Annotated in this window: 17 protein-coding genes and 1 tRNA gene; 4 read left to right on the forward strand and 14 right to left on the reverse strand. The window is 73.6% G+C overall.

The window, feature by feature from the left end:
• From QCN29_RS32930 to QCN29_RS32945, 4 genes are all read right to left on the reverse strand, one after another.
• A partial coding sequence (locus tag QCN29_RS32930; protein ID WP_398860457.1) for a YeiH family protein occupies positions 1–909 on the reverse strand: 909 nt, incomplete at its 3' end.
• A complete protein-coding gene (locus QCN29_RS32935) occupies positions 906–1,481 on the reverse strand; it encodes a cysteine dioxygenase family protein (RefSeq protein ID WP_279932755.1) in 576 nt (191 codons plus the stop codon). The genes QCN29_RS32930 and QCN29_RS32935, both read right to left, overlap by 4 nt.
• 89 nt (positions 1,482–1,570) lie before the next feature.
• Positions 1,571–2,476 (reverse strand): LysR family transcriptional regulator, encoded by a 906-nt coding sequence (locus tag QCN29_RS32940; protein ID WP_279932757.1) that lies wholly within the window; start codon positions 2,474–2,476, stop codon positions 1,571–1,573.
• Between the two features lie 31 nt (positions 2,477–2,507).
• Positions 2,508–3,335, reverse strand: a complete 828-nt coding sequence (locus tag QCN29_RS32945; RefSeq protein ID WP_279932758.1) for an SAM-dependent methyltransferase — start codon at positions 3,333–3,335, stop codon at positions 2,508–2,510.
• A 425-nt stretch (positions 3,336–3,760) separates the two neighbouring features.
• Here QCN29_RS32945 and QCN29_RS32950 point away from each other — a divergent pair, with 425 nt between their 5' ends.
• The 3 genes from QCN29_RS32950 to QCN29_RS32960 all read left to right on the forward strand — a co-directional run bounded on the left by QCN29_RS32950 (position 3,761) and on the right by QCN29_RS32960 (position 5,948).
• Complete coding sequence (locus QCN29_RS32950) at positions 3,761–4,231, forward strand: cation:proton antiporter regulatory subunit (RefSeq protein ID WP_240135200.1); 471 nt, start codon at positions 3,761–3,763, stop codon at positions 4,229–4,231.
• 3 nt (positions 4,232–4,234) lie between these two features.
• Entirely contained in the window at positions 4,235–5,437 is a 1,203-nt protein-coding gene (locus QCN29_RS32955) for a cation:proton antiporter (RefSeq protein WP_279932761.1), read from the forward strand.
• Between the two features lie 352 nt (positions 5,438–5,789).
• A complete protein-coding gene (locus QCN29_RS32960; RefSeq protein ID WP_279932763.1) occupies positions 5,790–5,948 on the forward strand; it encodes a hypothetical protein in 159 nt (52 codons plus the stop codon).
• Positions 5,949–5,971: 23 nt separating this feature from the next.
• Here the strand turns inward: QCN29_RS32960 and QCN29_RS32965 are convergent, their stop codons facing one another.
• Positions 5,972–8,740, reverse strand: a complete 2,769-nt coding sequence (locus tag QCN29_RS32965; protein ID WP_279932764.1) for an AfsR/SARP family transcriptional regulator — start codon at positions 8,738–8,740, stop codon at positions 5,972–5,974.
• A 76-nt stretch (positions 8,741–8,816) separates the two neighbouring features.
• Positions 8,817–8,904 (reverse strand) — tRNA-Leu (locus QCN29_RS32970).
• A gap of 177 nt (positions 8,905–9,081) precedes the next feature.
• Between QCN29_RS32970 and QCN29_RS32975 the strand changes: the two genes are divergently transcribed.
• Complete coding sequence (locus tag QCN29_RS32975; protein WP_279932765.1) at positions 9,082–10,410, forward strand: DUF2254 domain-containing protein; 1,329 nt, start codon at positions 9,082–9,084, stop codon at positions 10,408–10,410.
• A 318-nt stretch (positions 10,411–10,728) separates the two neighbouring features.
• On the opposite strand, the gene QCN29_RS32980 is transcribed toward QCN29_RS32975, so the two are convergent.
• From QCN29_RS32980 to QCN29_RS33015, 8 genes are read right to left on the reverse strand one after another with little or no spacing between them, the layout of a single operon-like run.
• Positions 10,729–11,796 (reverse strand): sugar phosphate isomerase/epimerase family protein, encoded by a 1,068-nt coding sequence (locus tag QCN29_RS32980; protein WP_279932766.1) that lies wholly within the window; start codon positions 11,794–11,796, stop codon positions 10,729–10,731.
• 53 nt (positions 11,797–11,849) lie between these two features.
• Positions 11,850–13,247, reverse strand: coding sequence for a nucleotide pyrophosphatase/phosphodiesterase family protein (locus QCN29_RS32985; RefSeq protein WP_279932768.1), 1,398 nt, complete (start codon positions 13,245–13,247; stop codon positions 11,850–11,852).
• A gap of 21 nt (positions 13,248–13,268) precedes the next feature.
• Positions 13,269–14,468 (reverse strand): metabolite traffic protein EboE, encoded by a 1,200-nt coding sequence (gene eboE / locus QCN29_RS32990; RefSeq protein WP_279932769.1) that lies wholly within the window; start codon positions 14,466–14,468, stop codon positions 13,269–13,271.
• A gap of 12 nt (positions 14,469–14,480) precedes the next feature.
• Positions 14,481–15,362 carry a TatD family hydrolase gene (locus tag QCN29_RS32995; RefSeq protein ID WP_279932771.1) on the reverse strand — a complete coding sequence of 294 codons (882 nt, stop codon included), beginning with the start codon at positions 15,360–15,362 and terminating at the stop codon, positions 14,481–14,483.
• On the reverse strand, positions 15,362–15,988 hold the full coding sequence (locus QCN29_RS33000; protein WP_279932772.1) for an EboA domain-containing protein: 627 nt from the start codon (positions 15,986–15,988) through the stop codon (positions 15,362–15,364). The genes QCN29_RS32995 and QCN29_RS33000 overlap by 1 nt, the downstream gene beginning before the upstream one ends.
• On the reverse strand, positions 15,985–16,860 hold the full coding sequence (locus QCN29_RS33005) for a sugar phosphate isomerase/epimerase family protein (RefSeq protein ID WP_279932773.1): 876 nt from the start codon (positions 16,858–16,860) through the stop codon (positions 15,985–15,987). Before QCN29_RS33005 ends, QCN29_RS33000 begins: the two co-directional genes overlap by 4 nt.
• Positions 16,857–17,927 (reverse strand): SCO3242 family prenyltransferase, encoded by a 1,071-nt coding sequence (locus QCN29_RS33010; protein WP_279932774.1) that lies wholly within the window; start codon positions 17,925–17,927, stop codon positions 16,857–16,859. The genes QCN29_RS33005 and QCN29_RS33010 overlap by 4 nt, the downstream gene beginning before the upstream one ends.
• Positions 17,924–19,081: an inositol-3-phosphate synthase gene (locus QCN29_RS33015; protein WP_279932775.1), complete on the reverse strand. Its 1,158-nt coding sequence runs from the start codon at positions 19,079–19,081 to the stop codon at positions 17,924–17,926. The genes QCN29_RS33010 and QCN29_RS33015 overlap by 4 nt, the downstream gene beginning before the upstream one ends.
• Positions 19,082–19,163 lie beyond the last annotated feature (82 nt).

Here is a 19,163-nt window from a genome sequence, read left to right on the forward strand (position 1 = left end):
GGCCCCGCCGTCGACCCCGGGAGCGGCACGGCCGGACCCGCCGGCCGGGCGCCGTCGGCCCGGACGGCGGGCCGGGAGCGCGATCCCCGGACCCGGAATCCGGGCATGTGTCGGCCGGGCCCGGCCGCCCGCCGCGGCCGTACGGGCATGCCGCAGCCGGCCCCGCACGGACAGGGCGACGGCGGCGACCAGCGGCGCGAGCAGCGCCACCCGCGTCAGCTTGACGAGCACCGCCTCGTCGAGCGCGCCGGGGCCCGCGGTCTGCGCGGCCGCGACCACCTGTCCGACGTCGTGGACGCTCGCCCCGGCCCAGCGGCCGAACTCCGCGTCGCTGAGCTGCAACGGCTGCTGCAGCAGGGGCAGTACGACGATGGCGAGGGTCCCGCACAGCGTCACGAGGGCGACCGACGCGGCCGTGTCCCGCTCGTCGCTCCGCCGCGCCTCGCCGACCGCGCCGATCGCCGACGCGCCGCAGATCGCGTATCCGGCGGCGATCAGCAGCGGCTGGTCGCCCGGCAGCCCGAGCCGCCGGCCGAGCAGCCAGGTCCCGAGGAAGGTGGCGGCGACGACGCCGAGCACCACGCCGACGGCGGCCCAGCCGAGCCCCAGGACGGCATCGAGGCCGAGCCGCAGCCCGAGCAGCACGATGCCGACGCGCATCAGGCGCTTCGCCGCGAACGACAGACCGGGGCGGGCCGTGGTGCGCACCGCCGTGCGGACGCCGGGCAGCTGGGCGGCCGCGATGCCGAGGGCCACCGAGGCGGTGAGCAGGGGCACGTCCGGCAGCAGCAGACGGACGCACCAGGCGAGGAGAACGCCCAGCGCGGCGAACGCGAGTCCGGGGACGAGACGGGGGCGCAGCGGGTGCGCGGGGGGCGTGGCCGTGCGCTGGCGCGGGAACGCCGTCACAGGTCGGCGGGGAGCCGGTAGACGCGGCGGACGCTGGTCCCGAGACGGGAGATGTCCGCGCCGTAGACATGGAGGGATATCGCCTTGCCGGGGCCGGGGTTCCAGACGCGGTGGATGTCACCGGGCGGGGCGAGGGCGGCGACCGTGCCGGCTTCCCCGGCGGCGTCGGACACACGGGCGAGCCGGGCCTGCCCGCCGCCGTCGGAGGCCGCCGGGACGAGCCGGTAGCGGCGCTCGTGTTCGATGCCTTCGTGCACCCCCGTCGTGCACCACGCCACATGGTCGTGGACGGGGGTGCGCTGGCCGGGCAGCCAGACGAGCGCGACGATCGAGAAGCCGCCGTCGTGCTCGGCGTGCAGCAGATGCTGACGGTAGTGGCGGGGGTCGCCGGCGCGCTGTCCCGGTGTGAGCAGATCCGCGGCGGCCAGGTGGGGGGCGAGGCGTTCCGCGACCAGACGGGCGGTCAGGTCCGGCGGCATCCCTCGCCCGACGACCTCTCGGATCTCGGCGACGAGGGACGTGAGGCGTTCGGTGGCGACGGAGTGGGGGGTGGAGGCCATGGGTGCCGTCATGGAGGCAGCGTGGGACCGCCCGTCCCAGCACGTCCAACGAGAGTCTCTTGGCCGCTCCCCAACACGGGCTTATGGGCCGGCCCGGCGTGTCAGCAGCCGACCTTGTTGGCGGAGACCGCCTTCAGCTCGTCGAGGACCAGGGCCGTCGCGGGCACGCGCAGGTGCTCCCGCAGGACGTACGCGGAGATCTGCCGTCTGGACTGGGGCTGCAGCGGCCGGCCGGTCACCTTCCGGTGGCACAGGAAGCCGAGGATCAGCGCGGGCGTCATCGCCACCCCGAGCCCCTCCGCGACCATGGACTGCACGACGAGGTTGTCATCGGTGCTGAAGGCGACGTCCGGGGCGAAGCCCTGTTCGGCGCACTCGTGCAGCAGGTTGGCGCGGCAGCGCAGGCAGCCCGCGATCCAGCGCTCCCCCGCCAGGTCCGCCAGCTTGACCGCGCGCCGCCTGGCCAGCGGGTGCCTGGTCGGCAGCAGCACCGTCAGCTGGTCCTCCAGCAGGGGGATCTCCACCAGTGCGTCCGGCACCTGCTCATGGAGTCCCGGATAGGTGAAGGCCAGTGTGATGTCGCACTCGCCGCTCACCACGCGGTGCAGCGACTCGGGAGGCTCGCTCTCCAGCAGTTCGACCCGTATCCCCGGATGGCCGGCGGCCAGCCGGGCGAGCGCCTCCGGGATGAGCGAGACGTTGGCGCTCGGAAAGCCGCAGACCCGCACCCGGCCGGCGCGCAGCCGGGTCAGCGCGCCCATCTGCTGCTCGGCAGCCGACAGGTCGGAGAGGATGACGGCCGCGTGCCGCGCCAGCGCCTCCCCCGCCTCGGTGAGCCGCAGTCCGCGGCCGACCCGGACGAACAACGGCGTGCCGACGTCCCGTTCCAGCGCCTTCATCTGCTGGGTGATCGCCGGCTGCGTATAGCCGAGCACCCGGGCGGCGGCGGAGTACGAACCGGACAGGACGACCTGATGGAACGTCTTGATGTGCCGAGAATCGAACACCCGCGCATCATAAGCGGATTTTGGGGTGCGGTCAGAGCCCCTGCGACTGTCCCTTCCGGCCGACGCCGCCGTAGAGCGACACCGCCTCGTCCGCGTCCCCGCCCTCCCCGGCGCCCATCTCGGGCCGCCACTCGCCGAGCTGTACGAGCCCCGGCTCGACCAGCTCCAGACCGTCGAACAGCCGGGCGATCTCCGCGTATGCACGCGGGGCGAGGGTCACACCGCCCGCCGCGTACATCTCGACCCCGCGCTGGACGGCGAGCGGGTCGAAGTCCGCGGTGAGCTGGGAGACGACGAGGTGACTTCCGGGGGGCAGTGCGTCGACGAGGCGGCGGACCAGGTCGTGCGGGTCGTCCTCGTCGCCGACGAAGTGCAGCAGCGCCACCAGCGACAGGGCGATCGGCCGGGTGAAGTCGAGCACCTTGGCGGCCTGTTCGAGGATGCGGTCGGGATCGCGCACATCCGCCTGGACGTAGTCGGTCACGCCCTGAGGGGCACTGCGCAGCAGCGCCTCCGCGTGGGTGAGCACGATCGGGTCGTTGTCGGCGTAGACGATCCGGGACTTGGGCTCGATGCCCTGCGCTATCTGGTGCAGGTTGGGTTCGGTGGGGATGCCGGTGCCGATGTCGAGGAACTGGCGCACCCCGGCCTCGGCCGCCAGCCAGCGGACGACCCGGTGCATAAACCGCCGATTGGCCTGTGCGACGTCCTTGGCACGGTTGTCGATGCCCATGATCTGCCGGCCGAGCGCCTCGTCGACCGGATAGTTGTCCTTGCCGCCGAGGAACCAGTCGTAGACCCGGGCCGGATGCGGCCTGCTCGTGTCGATTCGGCCGAAGGAAGGCTCAGACCCCGTCATACCTGTCTCCTGGCTGCTCGCGGCTCGCTGACGATGGGCAGACGGCCTGCGCCGGCGGGCGCAGGGCGGTACGCCGATGAAGTGATCATCGCAGCAGCGCTCCGGCCCGACAAGGTCTGCGGTCGCCGCCGTCGGCCGACGGCGTCGCACACGGTCCGGCGGGCCTCGGGGGCGCACCCGACGCACCGCCCGGACGCCCCGGGCCCGACACACCGGCCGTGCGGACGCGACGGGCCCGGCGGACCCGAGGAACGCGACAGGCCCGGCGGACCCGACGGACCCGACGAACGCGACAGGCCCGGCGGGCAGCGGACCCGACGGGCCCGCTCCGCAGGCCGGCCGCGCGGCGTCTCCGTAGACTTGATCGCACTCTCCAGGGTCCGTCGTTCCGCCATGGCGACCGGCCCCCTCCTTGGGAGGCGATCATGACCACGCGTCGTGTCTCACTGCCCGGAGTCGGCGTCCAGTACGACTTCACCACCGAGCACGGACGGCGTCTGTCGGTCGTTGTCCACAGCGACGGCCGTCGCTTCCTCGGGTTCTTCGACGCCGACGACCCCGACTCCTGTGTGCTGTCGGTGCCCCTCTCCACAGAGGAGGCCGCGGCGATGTCCCACCTTCTCGACCCCGGCCCCATCGAGGCCGTCCGCACCGACGGCATCGACCTGGTGACCGAGCACATCCCGGTCGGCTCCCGGTCGCCCTACGCGGGGCGGCTGCTCGGGGACACCCGGGCGCGCACGCGCACCGGGGCGTCGATCGTCGCCGTGCTGCGCCGGACCGGAGCCTTTCCCTCCCCCGGGCCCACGTTCCGCTTCGCCGCGGGCGACACGCTGGTCGCGGTGGGCACCAGGGAGGGCGTGGACGCACTCGCGGAGATCATCACGGGAGGCTGACCCTTGCATGACACGGCCAGCCTGCTGATCGAACTGGGCATCATCGTCCTCACCCTCGGACTGGTGGGCCGGTTCGCCGGGCGGTTCGGACTGTCCCCCATCCCGCTCTATCTGCTCGCCGGGCTCGCCTTCGGCCACGGCGGGCTGATGCCGCTGAGCGAGAGCGAGGACTTCGTCGCCGTGGGGGCGGAGATCGGCATCATTCTGCTGCTGCTCATGCTGGGCCTGGAGTACAGCGCCACCGAGCTGGTCGGCAGCCTGCGCACGCAGTACCCGTCCGGGGCCGTCGACTTCGCACTCAACGCCCTGCCGGGCGCGGTCGCGGCGCTGCTGATGGGCTGGGGTCCGCTCGCCGCGTTCGCCCTGGGCGGGGTCACCTGGATCTCCTCCTCCGGTGTGATCGCCAAGGTGCTGACCGACCTGGGCCGGCTCGGCAACCGGGAGACGCCCGCCGTCCTCGGCATCCTGGTGATCGAGGACCTCTCGATGGCCGTCTATCTGCCCCTGCTCACCACACTGTTGGCCGGCATCGGACTCGCGGGCGGCACGGTCGCCCTCGTCGTCTCGCTGGGCACGGTCGGGATCGTGGTCTATCTGGCGCTCCGCCACGGCAGGATGATCAGCCGTGCGGTCTCCTCCGACGACCCCGAGATGCTGCTGCTCGTGGTGCTCGGTCTGACGCTGCTGGTGGCGGGGCTGGCTCAGCGGCTGCAGGTGTCGGCCGCCGTGGGCGCGTTCCTGGTGGGCATCGCGCTCTCCGGTGAGGTGGCGGAGGGCGCGCGAAGACTGCTCAGCCCGCTGCGGGATCTCTTCGCCGCGGTGTTCTTCGTGTTCTTCGGGCTGTCGACCGATCCCGGCGCCATCCCGCCGGTGCTGGTGCCCGCGCTGCTGCTCGCGCTGGTCACCGCCTTCACCAAGATCCTCACTGGTTGGTACGCGGCCGGGCGAGCCCTCATCGGTCCACGTGGCCGGCTGCGGGCGGGCGGGGCGCTGGTGGCGCGCGGCGAGTTCTCGATCGTCATCGCCGGCCTGACGGTCGGCGCGGAGCCGCGGATCCGGCCGCTGGCCGCCGCCTATGTGCTGATCCTGGTCCTCCTCGGGCCGGTCACCGCGCGCTGGACGGAACCAGCAGTGACGAGCCTGCTGGGCCGGCTCGTCAGACGCACCGGCCCGACCTGGCCGCGGCCGCCGCCCCCGGCCGCGTGACCAGCTCCCGTACTGGCGACCCGCACCGCCCGGGCGACGCCGGACCGCCGTACTACACGGCGGAGCGGCCCCGTCCCCGACCAGCCGGACCATCGGTCACGCACGGCGACGCCGGCCACGCTCGACAGCGCGCTGATCCTGACGATCGACGGGCGGCTGGCGGCGGGTCGCTGCTGACCGGCTTCTCCGGGCGGGCTGCGGGCGGCTGGCCGCTGCCGACCGGCTTCTCCGGGCGGGCTACGGGCGGCTGGCCGCTGCTGACCGGCTTCTCCGGGCGGGCGGCCGCACAAACCGGCACGTGCGCCGGCGCCCACCGGCGGGCGGGGCGACGCCGCCCCGCTGCGATCGGCCCATGACAGTCCAGCGGCTGATCCGCCCGGACGACGGCAGCCGCCCGGGCGCCGTCCAGGAGAGCACCCCCGCGGCTCTCCTGGACGACACGGGAGGCCGACCGCGCACCCTGTGCGGCGGCGGCTCGGCCGCTGAAGCGATCTTCACACACCGGGTTTGAAGCGATGTTGAGGAAAGCTTGAATCAGGCCAGGCGGTCGGGGGCGGCCATGGTGGCCAGCAGTGCCGTCGCCCGCTCTTCCCGGCGGGTGTCGCCGCGGGAACGGTGCTGGTCACGTGCCTGTTGCCAGTCGCGGCGGGCCTGGTCGAGATCGCCGAGGGCATGGTGGATCTCGCCCCGGGACAGCAGCGCTTCGGCCAGGTGTACATCGACCCGGCCGGCCGCGAACATGGCGACCGCCGCGTCGTAGTGGTGCAGGGCCTCGTGCAGACGGCCGCTGCGGGAGGAGATATAGCCCAGGCTTTCGCGCACATGGCAGGTCAGCAGTCGTGTCGTGCCGTCGGGGAGGCGGTGCAGCGCCTGCTCGCAATGGGCGTAGGCGTCGTCGTACTCATCGAGCTGGGCCAGGCACCAGCCGACGGTGTTGAGGCCCATGCCGATGATGAGGTCGACGCCGCTCTCCTCGGCGATGGCGAGGGCCGAGCGGGCGTGGGACAGCGCCGTCTCGTGCTGCTCCAACGACGACGTCACCGAGCAGAGCGCCCACCGCGCCTGCACCCGGACCAGCGGGTCGGCGGCGGTCTCGGCCGCGGCGACGCCGTCGTGCAGCGCCTGCAGGGCCGCATCGTCGTCGCCGGTGGCCGAGAACAGGGCAAGCCCGAGCATCTGGTGCGCCTGGCTGACCGCGGACCGCAGACCGAGCCGTCCGGCGGCGAGCAGCGCCCTGCGGCTGGACGCGAGGCTCTCCTCGGTGTGGCCGCGCATCAGCTGGTGGTACGCGGTGGGCAGGGCCAGCATCCACAGTGGCTGCTCCCAGCCGCGGTCGTGGGCGATGGCCTGCGCCGTCCGGAGAGGCTCGTACTCGGCGGTGAACCACTCGACGAGCGTGTCGTCCTCGGTGTGGGTCTCGACCACGACGTCCGGGGCGGGGCCGGCGTCCCCGTCGAAGTGGACGGCCATGCGCAGATAGGCGGAGTCGCGGTAGACGCTGAAGGCGTAGTGGTCAACGAACCGCCGCAGGGCCCCGGCCCCTTCCGGGGAGGCGGGGTCCGGGGCGAGCTCCGCCGCGTACAGGCCCGTCAGATCGTGGAACCGGTAGCGCCCGGGGGCGTACTGCTCCAGCAGATGGGCGTTGAGCAGCTCGCGCAGGGCGCGGCGGCACGCCGCGGGCGGAAGTGCGGTCAGGCTCGCTGCCGGGTGCAGCGCCCAGCCTGCGCCGGGTACCAGCCCCATCAGGGCGAAGGCCCGCGCGGCCTGCGGGGTGAGGGCCTTGACGGAGGCCGTCAGCACGGCACGGAGGTCGGTGTGCAGCTCCCCGGTGTCGAGCGCGTCGAGCCGGGTGCGGTCGTCGCTCAGCTCCGCGGCCAGCGCGGCGAGCGGCAGCTCCGGCTCGGCGGCGGCGCGGGCCGCCAGGATGCTCAGCGCCAGGGGCAGGCCGCCGCAGTGGGCGACGAGGGCGGCCCGTGCGCCGGGGTCGGCGTCGAGCCGCGCCGGACCGAGCGCTCCGGCGAGGGTGGCGTGGGACTCCTCGGCGTTCATCGCGGAGAGCGTGAGGTGCGCCGCGCCGGACTCGGTGACCAGGGCGGTGAGCCGGTGTCGGCTGGTGATCAGCGTGGTGCAGCCGTCGCCGCCGGGGAGCAGCGGACGGACCTGTGCGCTGTCGCGGGCGTTGTCGAGCAGCACCAGCATGCGCCGGTTCGCCACAAGGCTGCGGAACCGCGCGGTCCGGCCGTCGAGATCCGGCGGGATGGCGTCCCCCGGCACTCCGAGCGACTCCAGCAGCCGGCGGAGGGCCTCCGCGGGCGGTGTGGGCGTGTCGCACGCGTCGAAGCCGCGCAGGTTCACATAGAGCTGGCCGTCGGGGAAGGCCGCTCGCACACCGTGCGCCCAGCGCAGGGCGAGCCAGGTCTTGCCGACGCCTCCGGGACCGCTGATGACCGTGACGGGCACTGCCTCCGAGAGCCGGGTCAGCGCCTCGGCCCTGCCGGTGAAGCCGCTGGGGCGGGGCGGCAGCTGGCGAGGTACCGGCGGCTGGGACAGCGCCGCCGCGGGCTGCTGTCGTGTCAGCAGCGCGGGGTCGGCGGTGAGGATCTGCCGGTGCAGCTCCCGCAGCCGGGGCCCCGGATCGCTGCCGAGACGCTCGGCGAGGGCGCGGCGCAGCCGCTCGTAGGCGTCGAGCGCCTCCGCCTGCCGTCCGCCGCGGTAGAGCGCCAGCATGGACTGGGCGGCGATGCGTTCGTCGAGCGCGTCGACGCCGTTCTCTCCGGCGAGCTCTGCCAGTACGGCGGTGTGGTCGCCGGCGTCGAGGAGGGCGTCGTTGCGGTCCAGCCAGGCCGCGCGGCGCTCGGCTGCGAGCGCGGCGCGGGTGTCCAGCAGCCAGGGCAGATCGAGCCCGTCGAAGGCCTGCCCCCGCCACAGTGCGAGCGCCTCGTCGAACAGCTCGACGCGGGAGCCCTCGGCGCTGCGGGCGTGTGCCGTCAGCTCCCGGAACCGGTGCAGATCCACGGCGCGGGGGTCGACGCTCAGCATGTAGCCGCCTGCGCGGCGCTCGATGTTGACGTCCCTTGCGGCGGAGAGCGCGGTGCGCAGCCGGGAGAGATAGCTGTGCAGGGTCCGCGGGGCGCCGGACGGCGGGTCGTACGGCCAGAGCCGGTCGCGCAGCCGGTCCGCGGTGATCACCCGGTTGGCCTCGGTGAGGAGGATGGCCAGGACGGCTCGCTGCCGGCGATGGCCGATGTCGACTTCCCGCCCCGCGTGATGCGCCTCGACCGTGCCGAGCAACCGGAACTCCATGTGTCCGTCCCTTGTCGGAATCGATCCCCGGTGCCTGGTACATACAGAAAAACCCCAGATGGACTGGGGTCTTTGCTGGTGTCCGAGGGGGGACTTGAACCCCCACGCCCGATAAAGGGCACTAGCACCTCAAGCTAGCGCGTCTGCCATTCCGCCACCCGGACTTGGTGGCCACCCGCGGTCTCCCGCGGCGACATGGACAACAATACCAGGGCTTCAAGGTGCCCTTCACCCGCATATTCCGTGGTCAGCGGGGTGCGACGGGAGGAAACCGACGACCGGGCGGCGATGGGCGCCGTGTGTGCCGATGCGGTCGCTCTTCGTGGAGATAGCGTCGGATCGTGGCTTCTCGTTCGCGACGTTCGCATCCCTCTCAGCGCTTTAGGCGGCCCCGCGCCCTTTCTCCGCTGCGTGAGCATCTGCGGGACACCTTCTGGTTCGCCCCGACCGCCGGGCTGGTCGCGATCGTGATGCTGTGGTGGGCGGCGGCGGCGGTCGACGAGAGGCTCATCGAGCTCCTTCGGGAAGAGGGGGAATTCGAGGCCATCGCCGATCTGATCGCTTTCGCCGACGACGCCAGGACCATCGTGACGACCGTCAGCTCGGCGATGATGACCTTCATCGGCGTGGTGTTCAGCATCTCGCTGGTGGCGGTGCAGATGGCGAGCGGGCAGTTCACCCCGCGGATCGTGCGGATCTTCGTACGGAGCCGGATCACCAAGCTGACGCTGACGGTGTTCCTCGCCACCTTCGCGTTCTCGCTGCTGGTGCTGACCTCGTATGAGAGCGAGATCGAGCTGGAGCGGGTCACCGCGGTGCCGGTCGTGCAGTCCCTGGTGACGCTGCTGCTGGTGGGCCTGAGTCTGCTGCTGTTCATCGCGTATGTGACCGCGACGCTGCGGCTGATGCAGGTGGGGCCGGTGGTGGACCGGATTGCCCGGGAGTCGTTCCGGACGCTTGTGCGTCATCCCGGCGGGCCGCTGCAGCGGGAGCCGCTTGCGCCGGAGAGCACGGTGATCCCCTACCGGGGGCGGGCCGGGGTGCTGCGGGATGTGAACGTGGCGCGGCTGGTGCGGGCGGCGCGCCGGGAGGACGTCGTCCTGCGGCTCATTCCCAGGATCGGGGACCATCTGGTCCGCGGCATGCCGGTACTGGCCGTGCACGGCGGGACCGAGCCGCCGCGGCGGATGATGGCGTACACCGTGTCCGTCGGCGTGGACCGGACCTTTCACCAGGACCTCGGGTTCGGGCTGCGGCAGTTGTCGGACATCGCGCTGCGGGCGCTCTCCCCCGGGGTGAACGACCCGACGACGGCCGTGCAGTGCCTGGACCGGATCGTGCAGTTCCTGACGGCGCTGGCGGACCAGCCGCTCGGCGCGGTGCACCACCGCGATGCGCGGGGCGCCGTGCGACTGGTGCAGAGCGTGCCCGGGTGGGCGGATCTGGTCGACCTGGGGCTCACCGAGATCCGTGCCTGCGCGGCGGGGATGCCGCAGGTGTCACGGCGGCTGCTGGCGGGGATCGACGATCTGCTGCGACTCGCGCCCGAGGCACGCAGGGAGCCGCTGCTGCGGCACCGCGCACTGCTGGTGCAGGCGGTGGCGCGTACGGCTCCCGGGGCGGCCGAGCGGGAGTTCGCGCTGCTGCCCGACCGCCAGGGCATCGGGTGAGGGCCGTCCGGGCGGCCGGGGGCCGACGGCCCGTCAGGGCCTCGTCGGGGCCTGACGGGGCCTGCGGCGCTCATCGCGGTCTCCGCGCGAGCGGGACTTGCCGCGGCCCGTCATGCGCGCTCGGATCCGCGGGCCGGCCGCCGGTCTGCCCCCGGGTCCTGCCGGCCCCCGGCCGGGGGCGGGACCACGCCGGGGGCCGGGACCCGGCCGGGCTGCGGGACCACGCCGGGGCGGGACCTCGCCGGTCTGCGGGACCCGGCCGGGCTGCGGCGCCTGGCCGGGGGCCGGCGGCACGAGCCACGGCCGGCCGGGAAGGGCTCAGCAACCGTTCTCGCGCAGCGAGTGGAGGTGCTCGCCGGCCTTGTGGGCGAAGGTGAACGAGTCGACCGGGTTGTCGTGTTCGGCCTGCCAGTGGTGGTCGCGGCGGCCGCGGTGGGTTCTGTTGACCGCCGAGATGAACCGCTTGTAGTCGATGTCCCCGTCCCCGACGTCGACCATGCGATAGCCGTCGCGAGCGGAGTCGTCGCGCTCGCCGTCCTTGACGTGGAAGAGCGGATAGCGGTCGGGGCTGCGCAGGACGTAGTCCAGCGGCTCGAACGGGGCGGGCGTGCCGTCGGGGCGCCGGGAGAAGCGGTGCTGTCCGACGTAGGCCCAGTAGACGTCCATCTCCAGGTGGACCAGGCCGGGGTCGGTCTCGGTGAGCAGCACGTCGTAGAGGCGGATGTGCGGCTGGTCGGCGGCGAAGGAGAACTCCTCCGCATGGTTGTGCTGGTAGAACTTTATGCCGCGCGCCCTGGCCGCCGCGCCGTAGGCGTTGAAGTCCTCGGCGGCGCGCTTCACGGCGTCGACGGTCGCACCGTAGCGGAAGGGGCCGGAGGCGGTTCCGATGTGGTCCAGGCCCAGTGCTTCGGCGTCGTCGAGCACCCTGTCGAGGTTCTGCGCGAAGGTGTAGGCGCGGGGGTCGGACGCGTAGTAGCCGACATGGCTGCCGATGGGGCGCAGACCGTGGTGACGGGCGAGGCGTCTGAGCTGGGTGAGGGTGATGGGGCCTGCTGCCCCCTGCGTGTAACCGGCGAACTCCACCTCGTCGTAGCCATGGCGCTCCAGTTCTGCGAAGACCGCGGCGAAGCCCAGTTCGGCGACCTTGTCGCGCAGCGAGTAGAGCTGGATGCCGAGGCGGCCGGGGGGAAGGACGGGGCGGCCGCGGTCCTTTGTGCTCGCGGAGGCGGGCTCCGGGGCGGCCGCGGGCTCCGAGGCGGCTGCGGCCGGGGCGGCGCTCGCGCCGAGGAGGGCGGCGGCGCCCGCTCCGGCGGCGACGCCGAGCATGCCGCGTCGGGTGAGCCGGCGGCTGAGTTCCGGGTCGGGGCTGTGGCGGGTGCGGCTCATGGCTGTGGATAACTCCTCGTTGTCACAGGCCTGTGGTTCAGTGGAGTCCGGCATCAGTTGAGTCCGGCAAGTCGAAGCAGCAGTGCTTTGACGTCGGTGGCCGCGATGCGGCCTGACAGTGCGCGGGGGGTGGAGCACACGATGAGCGGCCCGTTGTCGGTGTCGTTGCTCGCGGGGAGGCGGCCGTGGCTGCCGCGGATAGGTGACGGGTCCAGCGGCACGACCGCCATGCGGTAGCGCATGCCGAGCCTCTTGCGGGCGAGAGCGGCCGCGGCCCTGAGGCGCACATAGGGGTCTTCGGGGTCGAGGAAGAGCTCGGCGGGGTCGTAGCCGGGTTTGCGGTGGATGTCGACGAGCCGGGCGAAGTCAGGGGCCCTGGCGTCGTCGAGCCAGTAGTAGTACGTGAACCACGCGTCGGGCTCCGCCAGGGCGACGAGCTCTCCGGAGCGCGGATGGTCGAGGCCGTGGGCCTTCTTGCCCTCGTCGTCGAGGAGCTCCTCGACGCCCGGAAGGGCGGCGAGCGTCTCGCGGGCGGCCGCCGTGTCTTCAGCGCGGCGGACGTAGATATGGGCGATCTGGTGGTCGGCGACGGCGAAGGCGCGGGAGGCCGCGGGGTCGAGGTACTCCATGCCGTCCTGGGTGTGGACGTCCAGCAGGCCTGCGCGGCGCAGGGCGCGGTTGACGTCGACCGGGCGGCTGACGGGAGTGATGCCGTACTCGGAGAGCGCGACCACGGTGCGTCCCTGCTGGGCCGCGTGGTCGAGGAGGGGGGCGATGACGGCGTCGAGACCGGCGGCGGCGCGGTGGGAGCGGGGGTCGTCGGGCCCGTAGCGCTGGAGGTCGTAGTCGAGGTGCGGGAGATAGCAGAGCGTCAGATCGGGGTCGCGGGTGCGCATGATGTGGCGGGTGGCGTCGGCGATCCACCGGCTGGAGACGAGCCCGGCGCCGGGTCCCCAGAACTGGAAGAGGGGGAAGACGCCGAGTTCCGAGGTGAGTTCGTCATGGAGGGAGGGGGGCCGGGTGTAGCAGTCGGGCTCCTTGCGCCCGTCGGCGTAGTAGACGGGCCGGGGGGTGACGGTGATGTCGGTGTCGGCGCCCATGGCGTACCACCAGCAGACGTTGGCGACGGTGTAGCCGGGGTGGGCGCGGCGGGCGGCGTCCCAGACCTTGTCCCCGCCGACCAGTCCGTTGTGCTGACGCCACAGCAGGATGTCGCCGAGTTCGCGGAAGTACCAGCCGTTGCCGACGATGCCGTGTTCGGAGGGGAGCGCGCCGGTGAGGAAGGTCGACTGGGCGGTGCAGGTGACGGCGGGCAGCACGGTGGTCAAAGGGGCGTGGGAGCCGGTGTGCGCGAGGGCCTGGAGTCGGGGCATATGGCGCAGCAGGCGGGGGGTGAGGCCGACGACGTCCAGGACGAGGAGGGGAACGGGGCGGCGTGGGGTGTCGCTCACGGAAGCTCCTTCACGGGTGTCTCAGGGGAGTTCCTTGAGGCCGAGGCCGGTCAGCAGCTCTCGGGCCAGGTGGAGTTCGGCGGCGATTCCGTCGGCGAGCTGGGCGCGGTTGCGGGGGCGTGAGGCAGGCGGCAGCGCCTGCCAGGTGTAGGTCTCCACCTCGAGGTGGCGGGTGAGCGGGGCGGGCCCGCCGACCAGCCGGGTCAGGGTGTCGTGGAGCACGGGGAGGGTGGAGGCCAGCGGGGGCGCGGGCGGGGCGTGCAGCGGGATGTGGAAGTGGGCGCGCCAGGGGGCTGTGTCGGGGAGAGCTCCTGGAGCGAGGGCTTCGTCGAGGTCGTCGGTGCCGCGCAGCACGTCGGCGGACGGGGCCTCTCCCGGCCGCAGGGGACGGGTGAGGGTGCGGGTCTGGTGGAGGAAACGGGGTTCGGCGAAGGCGGCCAGGGCCTTGCGTACGCCGGGCAGCCGGGGGTGCTCGGCGTGGAGTGCGGCGGACAGCTGGGCCTTGGGGACGGTGACGCCGGCGGCGGTGAGTGCGTCCAGGGCGGTGTTCGGATCTTCGAAGGAGGTGGCGAGATGGCAGGTGTCGAGGCAGAGGCCGATACGGGGGCTGGCGAGGGCGGCGAGCGGTGCGATGGCGTCGGCGGTGGTCTCGACCGTGCAGCCGGGTTCGGGTTCGAGGGCGAGGCGGATGGCGGCGCCGGTGAGCTCCTCCAGAGCGTCGAGGCGGCGGGCGAGGGTGGCGAGCGCATGGTGCGCCGCCCGGGAGGCCGCGTCGTCGAAGCAGGTGCGCCAGGCGAGCGGAAGGGTGGAGACGGATCCTTCGGTGACGTCTGCGGGGAGGAGGGCGGCGAGGAGGCGGGCCAGGTCGGCGGTGTGGGCGAGGCGTGCGCTTCTGGACCAGTCGGGCTGGTAGACGCGGTACTTGACCTGCTGCGCGCCGAATCCCTCGTAGGGGAAGCCGTTGAGGGTGACGACCTCCAGGCCGCGCCGGTCGAGTTCGCTGCGCAGGGCGCGCAGCGCGGCGGGGTCGGCGACGAGCACGCGGGCGGCGTCCTTGGCGAGCCAGAGGCCGATGCCGAGCCGGTCCCGGCCCAGGCGTCTGCGGACCGGCTCGCAGTGGTCGCGGAGCTGGGCGAGGACGCCGTCGAGGGTCTCGGCCGGGTGGACGTTGGTGCAGTAGGAGAGGTGGACGGTGGTGCCGTCGGGATGCCGGAAGCGCATGGGGCCGGCTCCTCATTCGCCGCCGCGGAGGATGGAGTTGCCTTCGTGGAGCGGGGGTCCCCCCACTCCACGCGGGTCGCCTGGCGCCTGTGGCGGGGGGACGGCAAGCCGGAGTCGGCCGCTGAGGCCGTAGAACTCGACGGGGTTGCGCCACAGGACCTGGTCGACGTCGGCGTCGGCGAAGCCGGCGGCGAGCATGGCGTCGCCGACCCGCCGGGTCTTGAGAGGGTCGCTTCTTCCCCAGTCCGCGGCCGAGTTGACCAGGGTCCGCGCGAGTCCGTGGGTCTTGAGGACGGCCACCACGCGGTCCTCGTCCATCTTGGTGTCGGGGTAGACGGAGAAGCCGAGCCAGCAGCCGCTGTCGGCGGCGGGCTTGACCGTGGTCTCGTTGAGGTGGTCGAGGAGGACGCGGTCCGGGGGCAGCGCGGACTCACGCAGGACGTCGAGGGTGCGGTGCAGTCCGGCGAGCTTGTCGCGGTGCGGGGTGTGGACGAGCGCGGGCAGCCCGTGGTCGGCGGCGAGCTGCAACTGGGCGGCCAGCGCGGTGTCCTCGGCGGGCGTCATGGAGTCATAGCCGATCTCGCCGACGGCGACGGCGGAGTCCTTGACCAGATAGCGGGGCAGTGCGTCCAGGACGGGGGTGCAGCGGGGGTCGTTGGCCTCCTTGGGGTTGAGGGCGAGGGCGCAGTGGTGGGCGATGCCGTGCTGGGCGGCGCGGAAGGGCTCCCAGCCGAGGAGTGCGTCGAAGTAGTCGAAGAAGCTGGCGGGCGAGGTGCGCGGCTGGCCCAGCCAGAAGGACGGTTCGACGAGGGCGCGCACTCCGGCCGCGTACATCGCCTCGTAGTCGTCGGTGGTGCGCGAGGTCATATGGATATGCGGGTCGAAGATGCGCATCAGTCCTCCTCGGCGAGGGCGAGTGCACGGTGCACGTCGGGGGGCACGGGGCGGCCGGCCGCGGTGCGTTCCGCCGCGTAGTCGGTGAGCATGCGGGCCAGCTCGGCATCGCCGCGGGCGCGTACGGCGAGCTGGTGGACATGGTCGAGCGGGACCCCGGTGAAGAGGCACTTGAGAACCGCCTGCCGCCAGGAGTGGGGGTCCAGGTGGGCGGCGGCGTAGGGGCCGAGGGCGGCGGTGAGGAGGCGGGTGTCGTTGGTGCGCAGGGCGTCGTCCACGAGCGGGAGGGCGGCGGATGAGTCGACGAGCCGGGGAAGGGAGAGGAGTACGGCGCGGCGTTCGGCGGCGGCGCCCTGCCGGTAGAGACGGGTCAGGGTCTCCAGGTCCGCACGGGCCTCGTGGAGGAGCAGGGTGCGTACGGCGTCGGCGTGCTCCGGCGAGCAGCAGCGGCCGGCCGCTGCGAACCGCACCTCCCACGGCGGGATGCGGGACGGCGGAGAAGGCGGGGCGCCGGCGGTGGTGCGGGCGGCCGCATGGGAGGCGGCTTCGGCGAGCGCATCGTCCAGCCAGGCTCTGGCGGCCCCTTCCAGCATGCCGTCGAGCTCTGTACGCGTCAGAGGGGTCATGACCGGGCTCCGTTCGTGCGGGCGGCACGGGCTGCATCGGCGGTGCGGAGGAACTCGAGGGAACGGCGGGCGAGTTCGGGTCCGGCATGGGAGTGGCGGGGAAGTTCGACAACGGTGAGGCCGCGGTATCCGGCCGCGGCCAGGGCCTCGAGGACGGGCGGGAAGTCGATCTCACCGTCGCCGAACGGCAGGTGTTCATGCACCCCGCGGCGCATGTCCTCGATCTGCACGTGTCTCAGCCAGGGGGCGGCGGCGCGGACGCAGTCCGCGGGCGGCTCCGGCTCCAGGCACTGGCAGTGGCCGATGTCGAGGGTCAGCCCCAGCGGGGCGGGGCCGCCGAGGGCACGGCGCAGACGGCGGAAGTCGTCGAGGGTGGCGATGAGATGGCCGGGTTCGGGTTCGACGGCGAGCGGGACCCCGGCGGCAGCGGCGGCGTCCAGGACGGGGGCGAGGGATTCCTCGAGCCGCTTCCAGGCGGTGTCCGGATCGGTGTTGCCGGGGTTGCTGCCGCTGAAGCAGTGCACGGCGTGCGCGCCGAGGTCGGCGGCGACGCGCACGGCGGTGGTGAGGAGTTCACGACGGACTGCCCGGCCCCCGGGGTCGGGGTCGAGAAGGGAGGGGCCGTGTTTGCGGCGGGGGTCGAGCACATACCGCGCGCCCGTCTCGACGGCGACGGTGAGGCCCAGGGCCTCCAGCCGCCGGGCCAGCCGGGCGGTGCGGGCGGCGAGGCCGGGGGCGAGCGGGTCGAGATGCATATGGTCGAGGGTCAGTCCGACGCCGTCGTAACCGAGGTCGGCGAGCAGGGCGAGGGCGTCGTCGAGCCGCAGGTCGGCGAGACCGTTGGTGCCGTAGCCGAGCCGCAGCGGGGTCATGTGGGGCTCACTTTCCGTGCGAGTCTGCGGGCAAGGGGGGCCAGCCCCATGAGGGCGGCCCCCGAGAGCCGGGCGCCCGCCCGGGCGGTCAGCGCGGCCTGGAGCGGGATCATGGCCCGGATGCCTCCGGCGACGGCCCGCCGGGTGAGCTGGGGGGAGGGGTTGAGCGCGGCGTGCAGCAGGGGTGTGCCCGCGGTGCGCAGATAGAGGCCTGCCAGGGCGCTGGTCGGTACGCCGGGCAGGACACCGGGCAGCGGGTCCCGTGCGAGGTGCGCGGCCGTCCCGGCGGCTGCCGCCAGCGCGGCGAGCGGCACGGCTGTGGACCCGCCGTGCGCCTCGTGCCGGGACACGGCGGTGACGGCGTAGGTATGGGCGGCGAGGGTGAGCGCCGCGCCCAGGGCGGCCTGTGCGCCGGGCGCGGCCCGTACGCCGGGCGCGTCCGGGGTGTGGTCCGTCGGCTGATCTGTCTGCGCACCGAGCGACCCGCCCGGCTGGGCGGAGGCCGTGGCGGTGGCGCCCAGGAGGAGGTCGAGGGCGCGGGCCGCGGCCATCGCGGCGGGGGCCGCGGGGGTGTGTTTGAGGTGGAGGTCGTAGGACCAGACCGTGGCGGTGAGGGCGGCGGCGACGGTGAGTGGGCGACGGCCCGCGCGGGCGGCGCACAGCAGGCCGGCAGCGGTGAGGGCGACCGCGGCGGTCAGGGCCGCGGCAGGCGGGATGCGGCCGGAGGGGAGGGGGCGGTGGGGGCGGTCGAGGGCGTCCTCGTCGCGGTCGGCCCAGTCGTTGAGGGCCATGCCCGCCTCATAGAGGCACAGGGAGGTCCCGATGGCGTGGACCGTGCCTCGGCCGGGGCGCAGTCCGGCGGCTGCCGCACCGGCGAGGGCGTCACCTGGGACGGTGAACACGGCGGGGAGGCGCAGGAGTTCCGCCCATGCCCGCAGCCTCGCTCGGGCAGGCAGGCGGGCTCCCGTGCTTCGCCGCGGCGCTGCGTCGTTGCGCCCGCCGGGCCGGGGCCCGGCGGGCGGGACGGGCCGGGGCGGGCCGTCGTCCGCCTGTCCCGGCCGCCTCATCGAGCGGCCCTCGAAAGCCGGCCCTGCGGAGCGGCGGCCTTCAGCCGTTCGGCGAAGGACAGCAGCCGGGTGTGCTGTGCCGGGAGACCGGCCGGGCCGCCGTCGGGGTCCTTGAAGTAGAAGCCGAGCTCCGGCAGCGGGCCGGTGAGGCCTCTCTCGTGGGCGCGCGCGAGGAGGCGGGCCAGGTCCAGCACCAGGGGTGCGGCGAGGGCCGAGTCGCAGCCCTGCCAGATGGTCTGGAGCACCATGCGGGAGCCGAGGAAGCCGTCGAACGCGATGTGGTCCCAGGCCGTCTTCCACTCGCCGAGGGCGGGGACGTCGTCGATGTGGACCTGTCCTTGGGGGATGCGGCCGAGAGTGTCGGCGAGGACGCGTTCCTTGCCTGCGTTCTTCGCGGCGGCCGCGGCCGGGTCGGCGAGCGCCGCCCCGTCCCCGCCGCCGAGGAGGTTCGTTCCGGACCAGGCGCGTACGGGCAGGGCGCGCTGCAGGAACATGGGCGCGAGCACGGAGCGGAGCAGGGTCTGGCCGGTCTTGGCGTCGCGTCCCGCGTGGGGAAGCTTGCGGGACGCCGCGGCTTCGGTCAGGGCGGGGGTGCCGAGTCCGGTGGAGGGGGTGAAGTTGACGTAGGGGCAGCCGGCGCGGATCGCGGCGGCCGCGTAGAGGGAGCTGGGCGGCAGCCGCACCGCGTCCGCCGCGGGCGTCGGCTCCGTGGAGGCGGCATGCACGACGACGACTCGGGCGAGGCCGCGGCGTGCACGGAAGTCGGTGAGATCGGCGGCGAAGGACGCGATGAGCTCCTCGTCGTCGCGGCGGTCGCCGGGCAGCGGTCCGCCCGCCCGGATCTCCGCCTCGGCGGCGTCCAGTTCGGCCCGTACGGCTCGGGTCAGGCCGTGCGGCAGGACGCCCGCGTCGGTCAGGGCTTCCGCCCGCTTGGGCAGCGGGCAGTCCGCCGTGTCATGGCCGCCGAAGACGAGTGACGGCAGGGCCGGCAGACCCGCGTCGGCGAACGGCCCGGTCTCTGTCACCATGCCCGTGGGCGGGTGGAGCCCGGCGGCGACGGCCGCGCAGCCGGCCACGGCGGTGGTGGCGACCGAACCGCGTGCTCCGACGAACCAGACTCCGGTGGCGGACGGTGCGCTCGTTGCTTGCTGCACGTGCTGCCTCCTTGCCTCTTCACCCTGCCTGCCGTGCCGGCCCGGCCGTACGCGCCGCGCCGTGGCTCGCCCAGCCGTGACG

The organism is Streptomyces chengmaiensis, assembly GCF_029846775.1.
Classification (GTDB): Bacteria; Actinomycetota; Actinomycetes; order Streptomycetales; family Streptomycetaceae; genus Streptomyces; species Streptomyces chengmaiensis.